Source organism: Actinomadura montaniterrae (assembly GCF_008923365.1).
GTDB classification, from domain to species: Bacteria; Actinomycetota; Actinomycetes; order Streptosporangiales; family Streptosporangiaceae; genus Spirillospora; species Spirillospora montaniterrae.
Genome location: NZ_WBMR01000123.1, coordinates 1 through 21899, shown reverse-complemented (window position 1 = coordinate 21899; position 21899 = coordinate 1). Strand labels below are relative to the sequence as shown.

19 protein-coding genes are annotated in these 21899 nt (G+C 74.1%); 6 read left to right on the top strand and 13 right to left on the bottom strand.

Annotated features, from left to right (window positions below; all coding sequences use genetic code 11):
- The first annotated feature begins 114 nt into the window (after positions 1-114).
- Positions 115-1998, top strand: a complete 1884-nt coding sequence (locus tag F9B16_RS32010; protein ID WP_151543954.1) for an elongation factor G — start codon at positions 115-117, stop codon at positions 1996-1998.
- Between the two features lie 9 nt (positions 1999-2007).
- Here the strand turns inward: F9B16_RS32010 and F9B16_RS32005 are convergent, their stop codons facing one another.
- Positions 2008-2952, bottom strand: coding sequence for an NADP-dependent oxidoreductase (locus F9B16_RS32005; protein ID WP_225992124.1), 945 nt, complete (start codon positions 2950-2952; stop codon positions 2008-2010).
- 123 nt (positions 2953-3075) lie between these two features.
- The gene (locus F9B16_RS32000; protein WP_151543953.1) at positions 3076-3660 is read right to left on the bottom strand and encodes a Uma2 family endonuclease; all 585 of its coding nucleotides are present in this window, start codon (positions 3658-3660) and stop codon (positions 3076-3078) included.
- Positions 3661-3863: 203 nt separating this feature from the next.
- Between F9B16_RS32000 and F9B16_RS31995 the strand changes: the two genes are divergently transcribed.
- Both F9B16_RS31995 and F9B16_RS31990 read left to right on the top strand, forming a co-directional pair.
- Positions 3864-4418, top strand: a complete 555-nt coding sequence (locus F9B16_RS31995) for a DUF1707 SHOCT-like domain-containing protein (protein ID WP_151543952.1) — start codon at positions 3864-3866, stop codon at positions 4416-4418.
- 109 nt (positions 4419-4527) lie between these two features.
- Entirely contained in the window at positions 4528-7422 is a 2895-nt protein-coding gene (locus F9B16_RS31990) for a hypothetical protein (RefSeq protein WP_151543951.1), read from the top strand.
- 217 nt (positions 7423-7639) lie between these two features.
- Here the strand turns inward: F9B16_RS31990 and F9B16_RS31985 are convergent, their stop codons facing one another.
- The 3 genes from F9B16_RS31985 to F9B16_RS31975 form a co-directional block, all read right to left on the bottom strand.
- Entirely contained in the window at positions 7640-7828 is a 189-nt protein-coding gene (locus tag F9B16_RS31985) for a hypothetical protein (RefSeq protein WP_151543950.1), read from the bottom strand.
- A 165-nt stretch (positions 7829-7993) separates the two neighbouring features.
- The gene (locus F9B16_RS31980; RefSeq protein ID WP_225992123.1) at positions 7994-9880 is read right to left on the bottom strand and encodes an endonuclease/exonuclease/phosphatase; all 1887 of its coding nucleotides are present in this window, start codon (positions 9878-9880) and stop codon (positions 7994-7996) included.
- 118 nt (positions 9881-9998) lie between these two features.
- On the bottom strand, positions 9999-10190 hold the full coding sequence (locus tag F9B16_RS31975; protein WP_151543949.1) for a ferredoxin: 192 nt from the start codon (positions 10188-10190) through the stop codon (positions 9999-10001).
- 289 nt (positions 10191-10479) lie between these two features.
- On the opposite strand from F9B16_RS31975, the gene F9B16_RS31970 reads away from it, so the two are divergent.
- Entirely contained in the window at positions 10480-11151 is a 672-nt protein-coding gene (locus F9B16_RS31970; RefSeq protein WP_151543959.1) for a class I SAM-dependent methyltransferase, read from the top strand.
- A gap of 198 nt (positions 11152-11349) precedes the next feature.
- Here the strand turns inward: F9B16_RS31970 and F9B16_RS31965 are convergent, their stop codons facing one another.
- The 5 genes from F9B16_RS31965 to F9B16_RS31945 form a co-directional block, all read right to left on the bottom strand.
- Positions 11350-12489, bottom strand: a complete 1140-nt coding sequence (locus F9B16_RS31965; RefSeq protein WP_151543948.1) for a glycoside hydrolase family 15 protein — start codon at positions 12487-12489, stop codon at positions 11350-11352.
- Positions 12479-13240, bottom strand: a complete 762-nt coding sequence (locus F9B16_RS31960; protein WP_192809089.1) for a class I SAM-dependent methyltransferase — start codon at positions 13238-13240, stop codon at positions 12479-12481. The genes F9B16_RS31965 and F9B16_RS31960 overlap by 11 nt, the downstream gene beginning before the upstream one ends.
- 99 nt (positions 13241-13339) lie before the next feature.
- On the bottom strand, positions 13340-14632 hold the full coding sequence (locus tag F9B16_RS31955; protein ID WP_151543946.1) for a glycosyltransferase family 4 protein: 1293 nt from the start codon (positions 14630-14632) through the stop codon (positions 13340-13342).
- 28 nt (positions 14633-14660) lie between these two features.
- Entirely contained in the window at positions 14661-15914 is a 1254-nt protein-coding gene (locus F9B16_RS31950; protein ID WP_151543945.1) for a cytochrome P450, read from the bottom strand.
- A gap of 37 nt (positions 15915-15951) precedes the next feature.
- The gene (locus F9B16_RS31945) at positions 15952-17217 is read right to left on the bottom strand and encodes a cytochrome P450 (protein ID WP_151543944.1); all 1266 of its coding nucleotides are present in this window, start codon (positions 17215-17217) and stop codon (positions 15952-15954) included.
- Positions 17218-17551: 334 nt separating this feature from the next.
- Between F9B16_RS31945 and F9B16_RS31940 the strand changes: the two genes are divergently transcribed.
- A complete protein-coding gene (locus F9B16_RS31940; protein ID WP_151543943.1) occupies positions 17552-17794 on the top strand; it encodes a hypothetical protein in 243 nt (80 codons plus the stop codon).
- 27 nt (positions 17795-17821) lie between these two features.
- Here F9B16_RS31940 and F9B16_RS31935 read toward each other — a convergent pair whose 3' ends face one another.
- The 3 genes from F9B16_RS31935 to F9B16_RS31925 all read right to left on the bottom strand — a co-directional run bounded on the left by F9B16_RS31935 (position 17822) and on the right by F9B16_RS31925 (position 21415).
- Positions 17822-18814: an MBL fold metallo-hydrolase gene (locus F9B16_RS31935; RefSeq protein ID WP_151543942.1), complete on the bottom strand. Its 993-nt coding sequence runs from the start codon at positions 18812-18814 to the stop codon at positions 17822-17824.
- A 110-nt stretch (positions 18815-18924) separates the two neighbouring features.
- The gene (locus F9B16_RS31930) at positions 18925-20085 is read right to left on the bottom strand and encodes a steroid 3-ketoacyl-CoA thiolase (RefSeq protein WP_151543941.1); all 1161 of its coding nucleotides are present in this window, start codon (positions 20083-20085) and stop codon (positions 18925-18927) included.
- An 82-nt stretch (positions 20086-20167) separates the two neighbouring features.
- A complete protein-coding gene (locus F9B16_RS31925) occupies positions 20168-21415 on the bottom strand; it encodes a cytochrome P450 (protein WP_151543940.1) in 1248 nt (415 codons plus the stop codon).
- Positions 21416-21766: 351 nt separating this feature from the next.
- Between F9B16_RS31925 and F9B16_RS54365 the strand changes: the two genes are divergently transcribed.
- The coding region (locus F9B16_RS54365; RefSeq protein ID WP_449699600.1) for an SCO2583/SCO2584 N-terminal domain-containing protein at positions 21767-21899 on the top strand (133 nt) is incomplete at its 3' end.

The following is a 21899-nucleotide window of genomic DNA, read 5'->3' as shown; positions in this document are numbered from 1 at the left end:
GTCGGGATGGCAGCATGAACGCGTCCCATCCCTGAGCGGCGGAGGCGAGATGCGCCAGGTCTTCGGAATCTCACAGCCCATTCCGGACGAGAGCTTTCGAGGACTCCACCGCCCATGCCCACGCTCAACCTCGGCATCCTCGCGCACGTCGACGCGGGAAAGACCAGCCTGACCGAGCGGCTGCTGTTCGACACCGGCGCGATCGCCCGGCTCGGCAGCGTCGACGCCGGCGACACCCAGACCGACCGCGGCGAGCTGGAACGCGGCCGCGGCATCACGATCCGGTCGGCCGTCGCGCCGTTCCGGCTCGGCGCGCTGCGCGTCAACCTGATCGACACCCCCGGCCACGCCGACTTCGCCGCCGAGGTCGAGCGGGCCCTCGGGGTGCTCGACGGCGCCGTCCTGGTGCTGTCGGCCGTCGAGGGCGTCCAGGCCCGCACCCGCGTACTGCTGCGGGCGCTGCGCGCGCTCGCGCTGCCCACCCTGATCTTCGTGAACAAGATCGACCGCATGGGCGCGGACCCGGACGCGGTGCTCGCCGCGCTCGGCCGCCGGCCGGGCGTCCGGCCCGTCCCGCTGAACCGGGTGCGGGACGGGCGGGCCGTGCCGTGCGCGCCGTCGGCGGAGATCCTCGCGGACGGCGACGACGCCCTGCTCGCCGACTTCGTGGAGGGCCGCGCCACCCCGCCGGAGGCCGTGCGGGCGGCGCTGCGCGCGCAGACCGCCGCCGCGGCCGTCCAGCCGCTGTACTTCGGCTCGGCCGTGACCGGCGCGGGCGTCGGCGACCTGCTCGACGGGATCGCGTCCCTGCTGCCGCCCGCCGGGCCGGGCGACGGCGAGACGCGCGGCACCGTCTTCGCCGTCGAGCGCGCCCCCTCCGGAGGACGGGTCGCCTACCTGCGGCTCTTCTCCGGCGAGGTGCGGACGCGCGAGCACGTCGTCTTCGAGGGCGGGCGCGGCGGGCGGATCACCGGGCTGGACATCGCCGGCGCCCCCGGCGGGCCCCTGACCGCCGGGAACATCGCCGCCGTCCGCGGCCTCGCCGAGGTCCGCGTCGGCGACCGGATCGGGCCGCCCGTCCGGGACGTCCCGCCGTTCCCGCCACCGTCGCTGGAGACGATCGTCCGCGCCCGCCGCCCCGCCGACGCGGGACGGCTGCGCGCCGCGCTCCTCGGCTTCGCCGACGAGGACCCGCTGATCCGCGCGCGGCCCGTCCCGTCCGGCGCGACGTCGGTGCTGCTGTACGGGGAGGTGCAGAAGGAGGTCATCGCGGCGCGGCTGCTCGCCGAGGCCGGTGTCGAGGCGATCTTCGAGGAGAGCCGCATCGTCTATGCCGAGCGCCCGGCCGGCACCGGCGAGGCCGTCGAGGAGATGGATTGGCGGCGCCGCGTGCCGGACTTCTGGGCGAGCGTCGGGCTGCGCGTCGAGCCCGCGCCGCGCGGCTCCGGCAACGCGTTCCGCCGCGAGACCGAGCCGGGCGCGCTGCCGCACGCCTTCGACCGGGCGATCGAGGAGACCGTCCACCGCACCCTGGAGCAGGGCCTGCGCGGCTGGCCGGTGACCGACTGCGCCGTGGTGCTGACCCGGTCCGGGTACGCCGCGCCGGTCAGCACCGCCGGCGACTTCCGCGGCCTCACCCCGCTGATCCTCATGGCCGCGCTCGCGCGCGCGGGCACCCGCGTCTACGAGCCGTGCCACGCGTTCGAGGCGGAGGTGCCCGGCGACGCGCTCAGCCCCGTCCTCGCCGCGCTCGGCCCCCTCGGCGCCACGGCCGTCGAGCCCGAGCCCGGCCCGGCCGGCTGGACGATCAAGGGCGAGATCCCGGCAGGGCGCGCGCGGGAGGCGGAGGCGGCGCTGCCCGCGCTCACCCGCGGCGAGGGCACCTGGTGGTCCGAGCCGTCCGGCGAGCGCCGCGTCACCGGCGCGCCGCCGTCGCGGCCCCGCACCGGCGGCGACCCCCTCGACCGCGCCGCCTACCTGCGCGGCCTGAGTCGGTGACCGGCCCCGTCAGACCGTGAGGACGATCTTGCCGGACACCCGTCCCGTCTCGCCCCGCTCGTGCGCCTTGGCGGCGTCCTCCAGCGGCAGCACCGTGTCGATCTCGGCGCGCAGCCGCCCGGACGCCGCCAGCTCGGCGATCTCCGTCATCGCGTGGAAGTCCGGCTCGACCAGCAGCTTCTCGAACCGGACGCCGCGCTCGGCGGCCTGCTGCGCCATGTCCTCCGGCTGGGCGCGCCCCGCGATCGCCACCAGCGTCCCGCCGCGCCGCATCGTGCGCAGCGAGCGCGGGCCGTAGTCGCCGCCGATCGCGTCGAGCACGACGTCGACGTCCTCGGCCGCGTCGGCGAAGTCGACGCTCCGGTAGTCGATCGGCTCGTCCACGCCGATCTCGCGCAGGAACGCGTGCTTCGCCGCGCTCGCCGTGCCGAGGACGTGCGCGCCCCTCGCCTTGGCGATCTGCACCGCCAGGTGCCCGACGCCGCCCGCCGCGGCGTGGACGAGCACCCGCTGCCCCTCCCGCACGTCCGCCGTGTCCACCAGCGCCTGCCAGGCCGTCAGCGCGGCCAGCGGCAGCGCGCCCGCCTGCACGTGGTCGATGGCGTCCGGCTTGCGGACGAACGTCCGCGACGGCGCCGCCACGTACTCGGCGTGCGAGCCCACCCCGCCCGGGTAGCGCAGCATGCCGAACACCTCGTCGCCCGGCTTGTGCAGCGTCACCCCGAACCCGACCTTCTCCACCACGCCGGACACGTCCCAGCCCAGCGTGAACGGCGGGTCGGGCAGGAAGATCTTCGTCGAGCGGTGCTTCCAGTCGGTCGGGTTCACCCCGGCCGCCCGCACCCGCACCAGTACCTCGGTGGGCCCCGGCTCCGGCCGCTCGACCTCGACCAGCTGCAGCACCTCGGGCCCGCCCAGCACGTCCTGCCTGACCGCCCGCATCCGCTCCGACATGGCGTTACTCCCTTTCTCGGTTGCGACGCACTCACTCTGCCCGGACGCCGCCGCGGCAAAAAGCGGCGAGATCGCCAACAACCGAAAGGATCCGGCCAGCGCAGGGTCCGCGCCGGCCGGGGGTCAGTCCATCTCGGAGAGGCGGACGGGATCGAACCTGATCGGGAACGGCGCGGTCAGCGTCACCGTCTCGCCGGACCGCGCCCGGCCCGCCACCTCGTAGCGGCCGCCGGACAGCTCCAGCATCGTGATCGACGGGCGGGGCTCCAGGTCGATGATCCAGTAGTGCGGGATGCCGGTCGCCGCGTACTCCTCGACCTTGCGGACGCGGTCGATCTGCTCGTTCACCGTACGGGGCGTCACGACCTCGGCGACCAGCATCAGGTCGGGGCCGTAGTAGGTGCGGGTCTGCCGCTCCAGCGCGGCGCGCGCCACGTCCCGGGCGACGGCGAACACGTCCGGCTTGCGGACGCCGGCCGGGGTGGTGACGTCCTGCGGCGCGCCCGCCACGTGCACGTCCGCGTCGGCCTGCCGCGCCGCGTCCTTCAGGATCGTCTTCAGCGTGTCGGCGGCGTGGTCGTGCCACAGGTCGCCCGGCAGCTCGTTCAGCCAGCCGTCGGCGAGCTCGTAGCGCCGCCCCTCCTCGGGCATCGCGTCCAGGTCGTACAGCGTGTACGGGCCGTGCGCACGCCCCGCCGTCCCGCCCATGACCGTCCCCCCTCAATCAACGGGCTGATCCGAATCTACCGGCCGGACGCCCGCGAGTCCGGCACCCCATGATCGCGAGTCGGATCCGGGCGAATCTCTCGCAAACCGAGCGAGATCGGGTTAAGATACATCGCGACTCTGCTCGACCCTCCACCCGCCGGAGGGTCCAGGCTGCGGGCAGACCGCCGCTAAGGAGATGTGAGATGACCCTCGAGCAGCGCAAGGGCCTGCGGGCCTCGGACGGCGACCGCGACCGGGTCCTCGTCCGGCTGCACACCGCCTACGCCGAAGGCCGGCTCACCGAGGCCGAGCTGGACGAGCGCATCGACCTCGCCCTGGCCGCCCGCACCGAGGACGACCTGGCCGAGGTCTCGTCCGACCTGCCGGCCGCCGCGGCCGCCCCCGCCCCCGCCGACCGCGGCCCCGCCGGGCGCTTCCAGCTGGCCTACAAGAGCGGCGTCCGCCGCACCGGCCGCTGGCGCCTCCCCGAGAAGTACACCACCGTGATCTACAAGGGGCACTCCCTGCTCGACCTGCGCGCCGCCGAGCTGGACGGGCCCGTCACGACGATCCGCGTCCTCGCCTACAAGTCGACGGTCGAGGTGATCGTCCCGCCGGGCGTCCGGGTGGAGACCGGCGGCATGGGCGTCTCCGCCGACCTGCACGGCGCGCCGGGGGCCGACGCGCCCGTCGTCCACATCCAGGGATTCGCGTACAAGGGGGAGATCGAGGCGAAAGATCGGATCCGTCCGGCCTGAGGTGATAGAACGCTCCAGCGGCCCGATCGGCCGCCGTTCACGCCGATGTGCGAGCAGCCACCGGTGTGGCGCGGTTTCATAGTGGTCCCAGGACCGTGAAGGAGCGCGTGTGACGGCGAGGACCCCGGAGCGGGACGGCACCTCGTCCCCGGCCGGTGCGGAGCCCCCTGCCGACGACCGGCCGGACGGATCGCGCGAGGTCAGACGCCGCCTGACGTTCGGCGTGGCCGCCGACCTCGCCGACCTCCCGGCGGCCCTGTCGCCCTGGCAGCGCGCCTACGAGGCGTGGCGCGCCGCCGGCATCCGCTGGGGCCACGGGGCGCCGCCCCGGGAACGCGCCGCCGCCCCCGCCCTGGAGCCCGAGGCACCCGAGGCGCCCGCGAGCCTCAACGCCATCCGCGCGGACGCCGCACCCGCCTCCACGCGCCCGGCAGAGGCCGCCGAGACCGAGTCCCCGTCCAAGCCGAAGAAGCGCAAGCAGCGCGCCTCCGCGCCGTCCGCGAGCCCGGCCGAGAAGCCCGCCGAGGAAGCGGTCGCCGCCCCCACGGACGAGAAGCCGAAGCAGGACGCGCGCAGGAACCGCGCCGCGAAGCGGTCGGCGAAGGGCCGCGGGGCCGGATCGGTCGTAGCGGCGGCCTCCGCCCAGCCCAAGCCCGGCACGGCCGAGACACCCAAGAAAGCGGACAACGACGAGGCAGCACCCGGCGAACCTCGGACGGACACCGGCCGGGCGGCGGCCGGTGAAGCTCAGGCGGCGGCCGGCAGGCCCCAGGCAGCGGCCGACGATCTTCAGGCGGGCGCCGGCGAGGCGCAGGCGGGGCCAGAGGGACGCGCCGGGGGACGGGGAACGCGGACGCTGCGCGCCGCCATCGCGGGCGCGGCCGGGCTGGTGGTCGTCGCGGGCGGCGCGCTGTTCGCGCTCGACCAGAGCGGCGGCGGCCCGAAGAAGCCGCGCCCACCCGCCCCGATCCCGGCGGGCGCGCTGTTCGGGACCGACCCGTCGGCCTCGACGGACGGCCTCGTCCAGGACCTCGCCGTGGTCGCCGCGTCCGGGCGGAAGGTCGTCGCCGCCGGGACGGAGGGCGACGGCACGCCGGGGCAGGAGCGCGCGCGGTTCCTGGTGTCGGCGGACGGCGGGCACGCGTGGAAGGCGGCGAAGGTGCGCGGCGCGGACGGCTCGGAGCCGCCCGCCGGGGAGCGCCCGCGGCTGGTCGCGGCCGGGGCCGGCGGCTGGGCGGCGCTGGGGCGGTCGCCCGCGGGCACGGTGGTGTGGCTGAGCGACGGCGGTGCGACCTGGACGCGGCACCTCGACACGTCCGCGTTCAGGCCGGACGACCAGGTGAACGCGCTCGTCGCGACCGTGCACGGGTTCGTCGCGGTGGGCTCGGCGCGGGGCCGCGCCGTGGTGTGGAGCACCGCGGACGGCCGGGCGTGGCAGCGCGTCGACGGGCTGCAGGCCGGGATCACCGGGCTGGACCGGGTCGCCGCGTCCGGCGGCGTGCTGGTGACGCACGGGACGTTCAGCCGCCAGGTGACCCGCAAGAAGGGCAAGAAGAAGGTCACGCGGACGGTGCGGGGCGACGGCCTGTGGCGGTCCGCGGACGGCGGGCGGACCTGGACGGCGGTGGCCGTCCCGCAGGCGCAGGGGTCGCAGGGCGCGACGAACGGCCTGGTCGCGGGCCCGGGCGGGTTCGCGACCGTGCGGGAGGGACAGCGGACCACCGGCCCGAAGAAGCACCGGAGGACGACGCGGTTCGGGGTCCTGTTCACCTCCCCGGACGGCCTGAGGTGGCAGGCCGCGGGACGGTTCTCGGCGCCGGGCTACGCGGGCGTCGAGCGGTTCGGCGGTTCCGCGGCGGGGTTCGGCGTCGTGGTGAAGGGGGCGAAGGGGCAGCGGACGGTGCTGCGCAGCCCCGGCGGGCGCGCCTGGCAGCCGTCCGGGACCGTCGCGGGGCCGGTGCGGACCAGCGGTCTCGCGGTCGCGGCGGGCGGCGCGGTCACGGTCGCGGGCCACCAGGGCGGCGACGCGTACCTGTCCGGCGTGAACCTGGCGGCGGTGCCGGGCGCGGTGCACACCGAGCGCGTGATCCGCTCCCTCGCCGCGGGGCCGGGCCGGGCGGTGGCGGTGGGCAGCACGAACGGCGGCGCGGCGATCTGGAGTTCGCCGGACGGGCTCGGCTGGACGCGCGGCCGGGTGCCGGGCACCCCCGGGCGGCTGTCGGACGTGGCGTTCGGCGGGCAGGGGTGGCTCGCGGTCGGCCGCACGGCCGCCGCACGGCCGGGCGGGCTCGCGATGACGTCGCGGGACGGGTCGGTCTGGGAGCCCGCGAAGGTGCCAGCCGGGCCGCTCGCCGCGGTCGCGTCCGGGGCCACGGGCTATGTGGCGGTCGGCGGCGGCACCGTGTGGCGGTCGTCCGACCTGAAGGCGTGGCAGCGCGCGGCGGTGGCCGGGAACCTCGTCGACGTGGCGTCGACCGGTTCCGGTTACGTGGCGGTCGGCGGGCGCGACGGGAAGCCGGCCGTGTGGACGTCGCCGGACGGCGCGAAATGGACGCCCACGCCTGCGGTGCCGCCGGGAACCGGCCCGCTCACGCAGGTCGCGGCGCGCGGGAACGCGCTGGTCGTGGCGGGGGCGGACGCGGGCCTGCTGGTGTCGCCGGACGCCGGGCGGACGTGGGCGCGGCGCACGCCGCCGGGCGCGCGGCAGGTGACCGCGGCCGCCGCGACGCCGCAGGGTTTCGTCGTGGCGGCCGTGACCGCGCCGGGCGGCGCGGCCGTGTTCGGGTCACCGGACGGGGCGGCGTGGCGCCGGGTGCCCGCGCGGGGTCTCGGCGGGCGTACCGGACGGCGCCTCACGGCGATGACGTCGGCGGGAGGCACGGTCCTGGCCACCGGTACCGCCGTCCACAACGGCGCTGAGACGCCGCTGCTGTGGCGGGCGCCGGTGCCGCGGGCCGGGTCCGCGGCACCGGCGACGAAGCCGGTGTCGGCGGGGCGGCCCTAGCGGGGGATCACCCGTTGCAGCCGCAGGAGCAGCCCTTCGGGCAGGAGCATCCGCCGCCGTGTCCGCAACTGCAGTCTTTTTTCGTCATGAGCGGAACGTAGCTCTTTGGGTGTTCTGGGGTCTATGACCCTGACGGCACGGGGACCTGTCGCCGGGGTCCGGGGCACGGGCCGCCCGACGGCGGGGGGACGCGCGGACGGCCCGTGCCGGTCCTGGGTCAGGCGTGGATGTGCAGGTCCACACCCAGCAGGATGAGGATCCACAGGAAGATGGCCAGCAGCGCGCTGCCGACCTGGCGCAGCAGCGGGACGTCGATGTAGCCGCGGTCCCAGGCGACGAACACGCCGATGATGAGATAGATCAGGCCGACCAGGCTGATGTGGTGCGACCGATATCGGAACGCCATGGGGGACGTCTCCTCCCGGAGGGGGTGTGACGACCGGTCGCTGCCCCCGCCCCGGAGAGAGAAACACCGGCGGGTTTCCGGATCGTACGTAGCCGCTCTTTTCGGCACCGCCGGAATTGGGTGACCCCGCTCACACGCGAGGCCGGACGCCCCCGCGCGGTGCGGTCACTTGCCGGGCAGGTCGATGCGCACCACGGTCGGGTCGTGGTCCCCGGCGCGGGACGCGAACTCCGACGCGCGGTGCACGATGTCGAACCGGTGCTTGCTCCCGGCCAGCGACGGGCTGAGCAGGATGTGGTCGAGGTCCTCGGAGTTCCCGCCGGTGACGGCGGTGTACCGGTCGCCGGCCGGCAGCGCGGCGGGCAGGTCGGCGAGCCCGGCGTCCTTCGTCAGGGCCTGGACGGGCAGGGACGTCCCGCCGTCGTTGAGGCCGCCGGTGACGATCACGTCGGCCTTCTTGCCCGCCGCCCGCACGGACCGGACGAACCCGGCGACGACCCGGGCCTGCGCGTCGCGGCGCCACTCGGTGGGGCTGGACGGCGGCTGGTACCGGCCGAAGGCGGGCTGGTCGTCGCCGGTGCGCGGGTACCAGTCGTCGGCGACGACGATGATGCGCCGCCCCCGCCACGTGACCTCCCCGGCCAGCGGCTTGCGGGCGCCGCTCCAGGCGGCGTTGCCGGGGGAGATCCGGCCGGGCGACTGCGACAGGGCGGCGGTGCCGTCCGCGCGGCGCAGCGGCTTCGCGGCGGTGACGGCCGGGTCGGGCTGCGCGGCGGGCGGCGGGTCGGCGAGCGGCTCGGTGGCCGCGGGGCGGTCGACGAACGCGAGCCCGCGGTCGGTGCGGAACAGGAACCCGATCCGGCTGTTGCCGCCCTTCTCGCCGCCGTCGGAGCCGTCGCGCGGGTTCACCGAGCGCCAGTCGTAGGCGGGGCCGCCCGCCTCGCTGATCGCGGTGATCAGCTGCGCGACGGTCTGGTCGGCGGCGACGGTGCCGTCGTCGTGCGGGCCGCTGTTGTCCTGCAGGCCGCTGACCGCGACGAGGTCGGGGGAGCCGAGCCCCTGGACGATGTCGCCGGCGAGGTCGTCGAAGCGCCGCGGGGGGCTGTCGGGGTTGAGGCCGGAGAGCCCGGCGGTGCCGACGGCGAGCTCGCCGGGCCGCTGCCGGGAGGCGGCCTCCTGCGGCAGGCCGCCGTCGGCGCGCCGCGGGGCGGCGGTGAGCAGCAGCGTGAAGTCGCCGTAGGAGTAGTCGAGGACACCGTCGTCGGCGCCGGGCAGCCGGTCGCCGACGTTCATCGCGGGCAGCGGGGCGAGCGCGTCGTCCAGGACGATCCGCTCGGGATTGGCGTCGCCGTCGCGCAGCAGGATGCCGCCGCGCTTGGTGCGGGTCTCGGCGCCGGCGCCGTTGGCGGGCAGCACGGGCACCTGGCCGTCGCGGGACGGCCCGACCGCGACGGCGTCGCTGATCCGGACGCGCATCCCCTCCAGCGACTCGTAGAAGTCGAGGCCGCTGCGCTTGGGGTCGAGCGTCCCGCCCCTCTCGACGTCGCCGCGCCGGGCCGAGATCACGGCGGTCGGGGGCCGGCGCCCGCCCGGCCCGATGACGGCGGGGGCGGGCAGCGCGGCGCCGTGCGCGGTGACGCTGGTCGCGGTCGCGTCGATCTCGGTGCGGGTGAGCCCGGCGGACCCGCCGCCCGGCCGGTACTCGCGGACCTTCCCGTTCACCCGGACCGCGTCGCCGGCGGCGGGCGGCCGGGTGCGGGTGAAGACGAAGACGCCCTCGGACGTCGCGGGGTTCCGGTCGGGGCTGGGGTCCTGCATCCAGAAGCCGTTGCCGGTCACGGCCGTGACGACGCCGGGGACGCCCGCGACGGCGGCGCCGTTCAGCGGCGAGACGTGCGCGGCGCCCTGGACGTCGTGGATGCGCCGCCCGGTGAGGGGCGCGGCGGCGTTCGCGGCCGGCGGCACGGCGAGGGGAACGGCCAGCGCCGCCGCCAGAACGGACGCGAGCGTCCGGGCCGTCCGGAGAGGGCCCGCTGCAGCTGCGTACGCCACCCGCACTCCACGATCGTCTAGTCGTCCGAAGGGCACGAAGCAGGATGGCACGGGAAGCGGACCGCTGACGAACCGCCCGGTGCGGTTCCGCCCGTCCGGCGGCGGGCCGCCGGCGCGGCTACTCCTCGAGGGTCAGCGCGGCCTTCGGGCAGGAGCGGACCGCGTGCCGGACGTGGTCGGCCTCCTCGGCCGGCACGTCCGGCTTGAGGATCTCCAGCTCGTCGTCGTCGTTGAGGTCGAAGACCTCGGGGGCGAGCCCGACGCAGACGCCGTTGGCCTCGCACACCAGCGGGTCGACCCGTACTCTCATCGGCTTCTCCGTTCGCGTTCCCGGATGGGCGGGGGAGGTCCGCGCGGGGGCGCGCCCCCGCCGGCCCGGTGCCCGGCGCCCAACCTACCGAACCGGGTTCTGGCACCGGCCGCCCGCCCGGAAAAGTAGAACACGTTCCAGTCCGGTGCGGCAACACCGGGGCGAGACCCGAGTCTCATTCGGTGTCGGATAAGGTGCGCGGATGACCGAAACCCCGTCTGATTTGCGCGAGGCGCCCACCCTCCCGGGGACGACCTCCGCCGCGGACCGCCCGGACGGCCCTCCCGCGATGCCGGCGGACCTGCTGCGCGCCGCCCGCTGCGCCAAGGGCTTCATGCCGGACGACGAGGGCCGCGTCCTCTACGAGACCGCCCTGGAGCACGGGGCCCGGCTCGCCGCCACCGGTCCGCTGCTGGAGGTCGGCAGCTACTGCGGCAAGTCGGCGATCTACCTCGGCGCCGCCGCCCGGCAGGCCGGCACGGTCGTCGTCACGGTCGACCACCACCACGGCTCCGAGGAGAACCAGGCGGGCTGGGAGCACCACGACCCGTCCCTGGTCGACCCGAGCACCGGCCGGATGGACACGCTGCCCACGTTCCGCAAGACGGTCGGCGCGGCGGGCCTGGAGGACCAGGTCGTCGCCATCGTGGGGCAGTCCCGGACGGTCTCGGCGTTCTGGCGCACCCCGCTCGCGCTCCTGTTCATCGACGGCGGTCACGCCGAGGAGCACGCGCAGGGCGACTATGAAGGCTGGGCCCCGCACGTCGCGGTCGGCGGGGCACTCGTGATCCACGACGTGTTCCCCGACCCGAAGGACGGCGGGCAGCCCCCGTACCACGTCTACCTGAGGGCCCTGGAGAGCGGCGCCTTCGAGGAGCGCCGAGTACAAGGCTCCCTACGCGTCCTAGAACGCGTTTCCGCAGCAGACCCGACCGCCGCCCCCCGCCCCGCCGCCACATAGGCCACAGAACGGTCACGGCCCGGCACGGAGCACTCGGGTCGGGGGTGTGGGGGCGGAGCCCCCACCGGGGGGAGTGGGGGCTGGCCCCCCACCGGGGGTGGCCGAAGCCCGGAGCGGAGCGCCAGCGGAGCGGAGGGCGCCGGCCGCCCCCGCAGCGGGGGGTGTGGGGGGTCGCCCCCCACAAATAGAGGGCGCCGGTCAGCTCCGCACGCGGGGGGTGTGGGGGGTCGTCCCCCCACAAATAACCAGCGCGCAGCCGCAGGCTAGGGGGTCCGACGCGGCGCACGGTCCGAGGGGCCGTCCGGCGATCTCCTTGAACAGCCGGGCGCCTGGCGAGGCGTCCGCCAGCGCGTCGGCCGCCAGCACCACCGCGGCCGCCGTGTAGGTGGAACGGTCCCCGGGGAAATGCCGCTCGTTCTCGAACTGCCAGCCCGTCCAGTACGAGCCGTCCTCGTGCCGGAGGTGCTGGATGGTGGTGAACAGTTCCAGTGCCCGGTCGCGGTCGCCCGCCGCGTCCAGCGCCATCACCAGCTCGCAGCTCTCCGCCGCCGTCACCCACGGCTGGTCCGACACGCACCGGCAGCCGAGCCCCGGCACGACGAAGGTCTCCCAGCCGTCCGCCAGCCGCCGCGCGGCGGCGTCGCCGCGCACGGGCCCGCCGAGCACCGGGTAGTACCAGTCCATCGACCAGCGGCTCTTGTCGGCGAACGCCTCCGGGTGCGCGGCCACGACGTGGCCGAGCTGGTCGGCGGCCAGCTCCCACTCCGGTTGCGGCTCGCCGAGGTGCTCGGCGAGCGCGACCGCGCAGCGCAGCGACTGGTAGATCGACGAGCAGCCGGTCAGCAGCGCGTGGTCGGACGCGGCGCCGTTCTCGTGCCGGATCCAGATGATCTCGCCGCGCCGGGTCTGCAGCCCGAGCGTGAAGTCGATCGCCCGCCGGACCGTCGGCCACATCCGCCGCGCGAAGTCCTCGTCGCCGGTGCAGACCAGCTCGTGCCAGACGCCCACCGCGACGTAGGCGGCGTGGTTGGACTCGCCGCCCGGCTCGGTGACCTCGCCCAGCACCCATTTCGCGGGCCACGACCCGTCCGGCCGCTGGACGCTCGCCAGCCACGCGTAGGCGCGGCGCGCCTCGTCGCCGAGCCCGGCGACGGTCAGCGCCATCGCCGCCTCGACGTGGTTCCACGCGTCCACGTGGCCGGGGACGCCGTGGGTCGGCGAGAACCACGGGATCGCGCCGGACGCCTCCTGCTGGCGGGCGATGCTGCGGGCGGTCGCGACGACGTCGTCCGCCGTCAGGACGCCCGGCACGGCGGGGGGAGCGGTCTCAGACGGCATCCGCCGTCTCCTTCGCCGGGGCCGCCGGCGCGCTCGGCACGGACGGCTTCGCGAAGTACACGACGACGCTCTTGCCGATCACCGGGTTCAGGGCGCGCTCGGCCAGCCGGGTCGCGAGCGGCCGCTTCATGATGTCCCAGACGAGGATCTGGTGGTAGGCCTTGGCGAGCGGGTTGCCGTCGTCGTTCACGCCGACCGCGCACTTGATCCACCAGTACGGGGCGTGCAGCCCGTGCGCGTGGTGGTGGCCGCCGACCGTGAAGCCGATCGACTTGAACTTCGCCTCCAGCTCCGCGCGCGTGTAGATCCGCACGTGGCCGCCGGGGGCGGTGTGGTAGTCCTCCGACAGCGCCCAGCAGACCCGCTCGGGCAGCCAGCTCGGCACCGTCACGGCGAGCTTCCCGCCCGGCTTCAGCACCCGCAGCAGCTCGCGCATCGCCCGCATGTCGTCGGGGATGTGCTCCAGCACCTCGGACGCGATGATCTTGTCGAAGTGGTCGTCGGGGAACGGCAGCGCCAGCGCGTCGCCCTGCACGGTCTCGGCCGTCGCGCCCTCGGGGACCTCGCCCTCCAGGCGCATGGCGCCGAACATCGTCTCGACGCCGGCCAGCTCGTCCGCGTCGAGGTCGAAGGCCACGACGTGGGCACCCCGGCGGTACAGCTCGAAGGCGTGCCGTCCGGCCCCGCATCCCATGTCGAGGATGCGGTCCCCGGGGGTGACGCGGAACCGCTGGAAATCCACGGTCAGCAGGGTCGTGCTCCTTCCGTACGGGGAGGCCCGGATGGGGTTCCCACAGCACTTCTCAACTACAGGCTTGCCCGATGCGGCCCCTTCCGGGTGCCGCCCGTCTCAGGTGCGGCGCGCCCGCTTGGACGCGGCGAGCCGCAGGTAGCCGTGCTCGCGGATCGCGGCGCGGTAGTGCTCGACGGTCGCCTTCGCCACCGCCGGCCACGCGAACCGCTCCTGCACGCGGGCCAGCCCCGCGGCGCCCACGCGCGCCCGCTCCTCGGCGGAGTCGTGCAGCAGGCGCAGCGTCGCGGCCAGTTCCTCGACGTCGCCGGGCTGCACGAGCACGCCCGCGTCGCCGACGACCTCCGGCAGCGCGCCGGCGCGGCTCGCGACCAGCGGGGTGCCGGACGCCATGTGCTCGACGGCGGGCAGCGAGAAGCCCTCGTAGCGGGACGGGACGACGGCGATCTCCGCGGACGCCAGCAGCTCGCCGAGCTCGTCGTCGCTGATGCCGCTGACGAACCGGACCCGGTCGCCGAGCGCGAGCTCGCGCACGAGCTTCTCGGTCGGGCCGTCCTTCTGCGGGCGGCTGACGACGATGACGTGCACGTCCCGCTCGGTGGCGACCTTGGCGACCGCGCGCAGCAGCACGTCGACGCCCTTGATCGGGGCGTCCGCGCTGGCCATCGCGACGATCCGGCCGGGGACGCGCTCGCCGCGCGGGTGGAAGATCCGGGTGTCGACGCCGAGCGGCAGGATCTCGATGTCGCGCGGGTCGACCTTGAAGTCCTTGACGATGTCGACCTTGGACGAGTCCGACACGGTCAGCACCGGGCCGATGCGCCGCGACACCTGCGCCTGCATGCTGACGAACCCGTACCAGCGGCGCTTGCCGAGCTTCTGCTTGATCCCCTGCGCCGCCTCCAGCTCGATCCGCCGGTCGACGCTGATCGGGTGGTGGATGCTGGTGACCAGCGGCAGGCCGAGCCGGGAGATGCCGAGGTTGCCGAGGCCGAGGACCTGGTTGTCGTGGACGACGTCGAAGTCGCGGCGGCGCCGCTTCAGCTCGCGCAGCGCGCGCAGGCTGAACGTCAGCGGCTCGGGGAACCCGCCGGTCTTCATGTGCGCGAACTCCAGCACGTCGATCCAGTCGCGGAACTCCTCGCGCGCCGGCGTGCGGAACGGGTCCTCGTCCCGGTACAGGTCCAGGCTCGGGATCTTGGTGAGGGCGATCTCGTCGCGGTCCAGCTCCGGATACGGCTGGCCGGACAGCACCTCCACCGTGTGCCCGAGGTCGATCAGCTCCCGGCTCAGATGCCGGAGGTAGACGCCCTGGCCGCCGCAGTGCGGCTTGCTCCGGTAGGAGAGCAGGGCGACCCGCAACGGTCCGCCCGGCTCGTCTGCCTCACCCACGCCAGCCCCTGCCCACGCACCACTCCCGTCAGTCGCGGGACGCCGGTCGCACACGCACCGGCATCTCCTTTATGCCGTTGATGAAACTAGACCTTAGCCTCCGTACGTTACCGCCGAGTTCAATATTGGGCACAGTGTCCAAAAGTGTTTCGAAAAGCACACTCAGCTCCAGCCGGGCAAGATGGGCGCCCAGGCAGAAGTGGGGCCCGCCGCCGCCGAACCCCAGGTGCGGGTTCGGGTCCCGGCCGACGTCGAAGGAGTACGGGTCGGCGAACACCGCCGCGTCGCGGTTGGCCGAGGCGTAGAACACCACGACCTTGTCGCCCTCGGCGATCTTGCGGCCGCCGAGCTCGGTGTCCTGGACGGCGGTCCGGCGGAACAGGTTCACCGGCGTGACCCAGCGGACGATCTCGTCCACCGCCGTCCGCACCAGGGCCCGGTCCGCCCGCAGCCGCGCCCACTGCTCGGGATGCTCCAGCAGCGCGAGCATCCCGCCCGTCGCGGCGTTGCGGGTCGTCTCGTTCCCGGCCACCGACAGCAGCATCACGAACAGCTCGAACTCGTCGCCGTCCAGGACCTGGCCGTCGGCGTCCGGCTGCAGCAGCCTGGTGACGATGTCGTCGCGCGGGTTCTCGCGCCGGTCGGCGGCCAGCTCGTTGGCGTACGCGTACAGCTGCGTCGCCGCCTCCTGGCCCTCCTCCGGCGTCCGCTGGAACTCCGGGTCGTCCCCGCCGATCAGCGTGTTCGACCAGGTGAAGATCTTCTCGCGGTCCTCCGGCGGGGCGCCCAGCAGCTCGCAGATGACGTAGAGCGGCAGCGGGGCGGCGAGGTCGCGGACGAAGTCCGCCTCCTCGCCGCGTTCGACCGTCTCGGCCACCAGCCGCCGGCAGATCTCCCGGATGTGGTCGGCGAGCGCGCCGATGGCGCGCGGCGTGAACCCCCGGTTGACGATGCCGCGCTTGCGCGTGTGCTCCGGCGGATCCTGGTTCAGCATCATCAGCCGCTGCAGCGCCAGGTGATCCTCCGGCGGCTCGTCGAACAGGGCGAGCCGCTCGTAGGAGGAGAAGATCTCCGGATGCCGGGACACCCGCACCACGTCCGCGTGCCGGGTCACCGCCCAGAAGGGCGGGTTCCCCCGCTCGGGGTCGCCGTGGTGCCGGTGCACCGGGTCGTGCTCGCGCAGCCACGCCAGCTGCTCGTGGGGGACACCGCCGCGCTCGTACGCGCCGGGCTCCACCAGCTCGATCTCAGGGGCGGGGCCGATCTCAGGGGTGGTGGTCATCGCGCCAGGACCTCCATGTCCGGGGGGACCTCGATCGTCAGCCGCGGCGGGGGGACGGGGTGAAGCGTACGGGCAGCTCCTTCAGCCCGTTGACGAAGTTGGAGCGCAGCCGGCGGGGCTCGCCGGCCGGGGCGATGTCGGGCATCCGGTCCAGGATCGTCTCGAAGATGATCTTCAGGTTCATCCGGGCCAGGTGGGTGCCCAGGCAGAAGTGCGGGCCGCCGCCGCCGAACCCGATGTGCGGGTTCGGGTCGCGGCCCACGTCGAAGCTGAAGGGGTTGTCGAACACCCGCTCGTCCCGGTTCGCCGACCCGTAGAACAGGACGACCTTGTCGCCCTTGCGGATCAGCTTGCCGCCCATCTCGACGTCCTCCATCGCCGTGCGGCGGAACTGGTTGATCGGGCTCACCCAGCGGACGATCTCCTCGACCGCCGTCGGCAGCAGGCTCCGGTCCGCCTTCAGCCGCGCCCACTGCTCGGGCCGCTCGAAGAACGCCTGCATGCCGCCCGCCGTCGCGGTCCGGGTCGTCTCGTTCCCGGCGATCGACAGCATGATCACGAAGAGCTGGAACTCCTCGTCGGTGATCCGGTTGCCGTCCGCGTCCGGGGTCAGCAGCTTGGTCACGATGTCGTCGCGCGGCGTGGACGCCCGCGCCGCGGCGAGCTCGCCCGCCCAGCCGGCGAACTCGGCGGCGCACAGCTGCGACTCGGTGCGGTCCCCGATGTACTCGGGGTCGTTGAAGGCCACCAGCTTGTTGGACCAGGCGAAGATCTTCTCGCGGTCCTCCAGCGGCGCGCCGAGCAGCTCGCAGATCGTGTAGAGCGGCAGCGGCGCCGCGAAGTGCTCGACGAAGTCGCACTCGCCCAGCTCGGCCGCCTCGTCGATCAGCCCGTTGCAGATCTCCCGGATGTGGTCCTGCAGCTTGCCGATCATCCGGGGGGTGAAGCCCTTGTTGACCATGCTGCGCAGCCGGGTGTGGTCCGGCGGGTCCTGGAACAGCATCATCTGCCCGTACAGCGCGATGTCCTCGTCGCTGAACTCCTCGAACATCGCCGACCGCTCGTGCGAGGAGTACAGGTCGGGGCGCCGCGACGCGCGCACCACGTCCTCGTGCCGGGTCACCGCCCAGAAGCCGTCGACCCCGTCGTTGGGATCGGCGTGCCAGTGCACGGGGTCGTTGTCGCGCAGCCACGCGAACTGGCGGTGCGGGATGCCGCCGCGCTCGTAGACGCCGGGATCGATGACGTCGATCTCCGGGGCGACGAAGGCCGGGGTGGGAGCGGTACGGGTCTCAGTGGCCATGGGTTTCCTTCGAGCCGGTGCGGGCTGGTCACTTCGAGGACGGGACGGTGGCTCCGTGTCGCGCCGCGCGGGGCCGGTCACCGGCGTCGGACGCCGGTCGGTTGATCTTGGTTATCGAGCGCTTGCTCGGCATCCGGATATAGAACACGTTCTAACATGAGACTGGAGTCTCATCAAGGGTCCAGACGGCAGAGTGACTCGAATCGCATCGCGCCGTCACCCTGCGGCGACGCCCCGCCGCACGAGGTGTCCGGGCATCTGGCGGTGTAGGGCTGTCTGGGCGGGAATGTCACAAGAAGTACGCGCCAGTGCTCGGGGGATGGGAGGTCCCGCGATGTTCTTCGCAATCGTGGCCGGCGGGATCCTGGTGTACGCCGTCGTCGACCTCGTCAGGGCGGCGATCCGCAGACGGAGGGCGCGGCGCGCGGCACTGGCGCGCCCGGGGCTCTGGACCGAGCCGGAGTCGCTCACGGCCGCCGAACTGGAACGCCTCGCGGGCGCCGAGCCCGAGGCCCTGATGTGGACCGAGGACGACCAGCGCTGGCTGGAGAGCCGCCGCATCAGCCTGCGTTCCTGACAACCCCGGCCCAAGGGCCTCGGGGCGTCAGCGGAGGGTGTAGCGGAGGGGGTCGTCGGTGCCTTCGCGGCGGACCACGCCGCGGTTCTCCAGGGTGCGGAGGTGGGCGGCGGCCTCGCCGGCGGCCATGCGCCGGGCCCCCAGGGGCATCTGCTCCCACGGGTGCCGCCAGGTCAGCCCGGCGGTGACGTCCCAGAGCGTGACGGGACGCGACGACAGCAGCGCCGTCACCTCCGCCAGCCGCTCCTCATGGTGGCCGATGATCTCGCGCGCGCGCTCGGACAGGCCCGTGAAGCGGTACTGGTGCGCGGGCAGCACCTCGTCCGCCGACATCGCGGAGATCTTGTCCAGCGAGCCGAGGAAGTCCGACAGCGGGTCCACGTCCGGGGTGTCGTACGGGTAGAGCCCGATGTGCGGGGTGATGCGCGGCAGGACGTGGTCGCCGGTGAACATCCGGTCGCCGTCCTCTAGGTGCAGGCAGATGTGGCCGGGGGAGTGCCCGGGCGTCCAGATGACGCGGAGCCTGCGGCCCGGCAGGTCGACCAGCTCGCCGTCGTCGAGTTCGCGATCCGGGATCGCCGGCGGGTCCACCCGCGGCTGCTCCATCCCGGCGGCCAGCTCGGACTCGCCGGCGCCCGCCCGGCGCATCGAGGTCAGCTCGAAGGAGCGGCGCTCCTCGTGCCCGAGGCTGGTGTGGAACAGCCGGACGATCTCGGTGTCCGCCCGGTGCATCGCGATCCACGCGCCGGACGCCTCGCGGACCCGCCCGGCGAGCCCCGCGTGGTCGGGGTGGAAGTGCGTGACGACGACCCCGCGCACGTCGGCGACGTCGATCCCGAAGGTGCCGAGGCCGTCGCGCAGGGCGGTCCAGGCGTCCTCGTGCTGCCAGCCCGCGTCGATCAGGACGGGGCCCTGCGGGCTCTCCACCGCGTACACGAGCGTGTAGGCCAGCGGGTTGCCCGGAATGGGGACGGGAACGCTCCAAAGCCCCCCGCCGAGATCCTCGGGTACCGGCTCCACGGGACCGCCTTTCGCGCCCAATCCGGTCGGGCGAGTCGGTTGTGGGGACCCTAGCGGAACGCGGAACGGCGCTCCGCGTCCGGGTCCCCACGCGTCGGACGTGCTGCTGGTCAGATGCGCTCGAGGATGCTGGCCGTGGACAGCGCGCCGCCGCAGCACATCGTGATCAGGGCGGTCTGGGCGTCGCGGCGCTCCAGCTCGTGCAGCGCCGTGGTGATGAGCCGGGCGCCCGTCGCGCCGACCGGGTGGCCGATCGCGATCGCGCCGCCGTTGACGTTGACCGTGTCCATGTCCGGCTTGTGGACCGACGCCCAGGACAGCGCCACCGACGCGAACGCCTCGTTGACCTCGCTGATGTCGATGTCGCCCATCGTCATCCCGGCCCGCGCGAGGACCCGCTCGGTCGACTGGACCGGGCCGTCCAGGTGGTAGTACGGCTCGCCGCCGACCAGCGCCTGCGCCCGGATCCGGGCGCGCGGCCGCAGCCCCAGCTCGAACGCCTTCTCCTCGGACATGACGACCACCGCGGCGGCGCCGTCGGAGATCTGCGACGAGGTGCCGGCGGTGTGCAGCGAGCCCTCGCCGAGGACGGGCTTGAGCTTGCCCAGCCCCTCCTTCGTCGTCTCGCGCAGGCCCTGGTCCCGGGTGACGGTGCGGGTCTCGCCGGTCGGGTTGCCGTCGGCGTCCAGCACGGGCGCCTCGATCGGGACGACCTCCCGCTCGAACCGGCCGTCCGCCCACGCCTTGGCGGCGAGCTGCTGGGAGCGCGCGCCGAACGCGTCGAGGTCGTCGCGGGTGAAGCCGCGCCGCTGCGCGATCCGCTCGGCCGCCTCGAACTGGTTCGGCATGTCCAGCGACCAGTCGTCCGGGCGCGGGTTGTGCGGCAGCACGTTGGTGCCGAGCGGCGCGCGGCTCATCACCTCGACGCCGCAGCCGATCGCGACGTCGACGACGCCCGCGGCGACCTGCGAGGCGGCCAGGTGGACGGCCTGCTGCGCCGACCCGCACTGCGCGTCGATCGTGGTGACCCCGGTCTGCCAGGGCAGGCCCGCGTACAGCCAGGCGTACCGGCCGATGTGCGAGCCCTGCTCGCCGGCCTGCGTCACGCAGCCCGCGAAGACCTGCTCGACCTGCGCGGCGTCGATGCCGGCGCGCTCGACGGCGGCGATCAGCGTGTGGGAGAGGACGGCCATCGGCTTCAGTCCCGCCAGCCAGCCGTTGCGCTTCCCGAGCGGCGTGCGCACCGCCTCGACGATCACCGGGGTACCCATGCGGTCTCCTTCTAGAACGGGATTCGCCTTCGACTGTAACGAGTTCTACTTTCAGCCGGAAGCCCCGTCCCGCCCATCGGGATCAGGGGCGGTAGCGCACCGGGAGCTCCTTGACGCCGTTCAGCCAGGCGGAGCGGAGGCGGCGCGGCTCGCCGATCCGGGCGATGTCCGGCATGTGGTCGGCGATCGCGTCGAACATCAGGCCGATCTCCAGCCGGGCCAGGTTCGCGCCGATGCAGTAGTGGGCGCCGGTGCCGCCGAAGCCGAGGTGCGGGTTGGGGGAGCGGGTGACGTCGAACGTCCCCGGGGCGTCGAAGACCTCCTCGTCGAAGTTCGCCGACGAGTAGTACATCGCCACCCGGTCGCCCGCCCTGATCTCCACGCCGCCGAGCTCGGTGTCGCGGACGGCGGTGCGCTGGAACGCCGTCACCGGCGTGGCCCAGCGGACGATCTCGTCCGCGGCGGTCTCCGGGCGCTCGGCCTTGAACAGCTCCCACTGCTCCGGGTGGTCGAGGAACGCGATCATGCCGTGCGTGATCGCGTTGCGGGTGGTCTCGTTGCCGGCGACGGCGAGCAGGATCATGAAGTAGCCGAACTCGTCGTCGGTGAGGCCGCGGCCGTCCACGTCGGCCTGGACGAGCTTGGTGACGATGTCGTGCGCGGGGCAGCCGCGGCGCTGCTCGGCGAGGTTCATCGAGTAGCCGATGATCTCGGCGGCGGCGCAGGCCGGGTCGGCGTCGTACTCGGGGTCGTCGTAGGCGAGCATCTGGTTGGACCAGTCGAACAGCTTGCGGCGGTCCTCCTGCGGGACGCCCATCAGCTCGGCGATCGCCTGCAGCGGCAGCTCGGCGGCGACCTCGGTGACGAAGTCGCCCTCGCCGCCCTTGCGCAGCGCGTCGGCGACGATCCGCTCCGCGCGCTCCCGCAGCGCGTCGTGCAGGCCCTTGACGACGCGGGGCGTGAAGCCGCGGGAGACGATCTGCCGCAGCTTGGCGTGCTGCGGCGCGTCCATGTGCAGCAGCAGGTTCTCGCGCTGCACGTCCAGCTCGTCGCGCCCGAACGTCTCGTTGAACCGGATGACCGCGCCGTTGGCGTTGGCGGAGAACAGCTCGGCGTCGCGCGAGATCTCCTTGACGTGGGCGTGCTTGCTGATCACCCAGAAGCCGTCGTCGTCGAAGCCGGTGCGGCCGCGCGGCTGGGCGTTCCACCAGGGGCGCGCGGTGCGGCGCAGCGCGGCGAACTCGGCGAGCGGCACCCGTTCGGCCATCAGGTCCGGGGAGCAGAAGTCGAACCCGGCGGGGACGGCGGTCTCCGGTGCGGTGGCGGTCATGCGCGGTTCCTCCCGATGCGCGGCGCGGGGAACGTCCAGGTCGGCTCACCGTAGAACCCGTTCCAGCGGCGGGGCAAGGGTGAATGAGACTTGAGTCTAATCAAGTGTCTTATCCAAGCGCTTGCTTGTTATGGCGGAGAGCGTCTCCCCTTCCAGCAGGCGAAATCCTGCGGCGCTCGCGCTGCCATGGACCCGGCCGGCAACTCAAGATCTCGGGGCGGTGACCTTTCTCACCCTGGCCCGACTCGCGAACGAGAACATGTTCTAGTTGGGGTCCCGGAACCGGGACGTTCGGGTGTCGCGGCCGTCCATTAGCCTGGGGCGTGCACTCCCCCCGCGCCGGAGACGTCCATGCCCGCTGATTTCGACGAGCCCGTGTTCGACGAGGAGTTCGTCAGGAACGCCGCGTTCACCGAACCGTCCGCGCGCGAGCGCGCGCAGCCGCCCCGCCGGGCTCGGCTTTGGCGCCCCGGCTGCCGCCTGC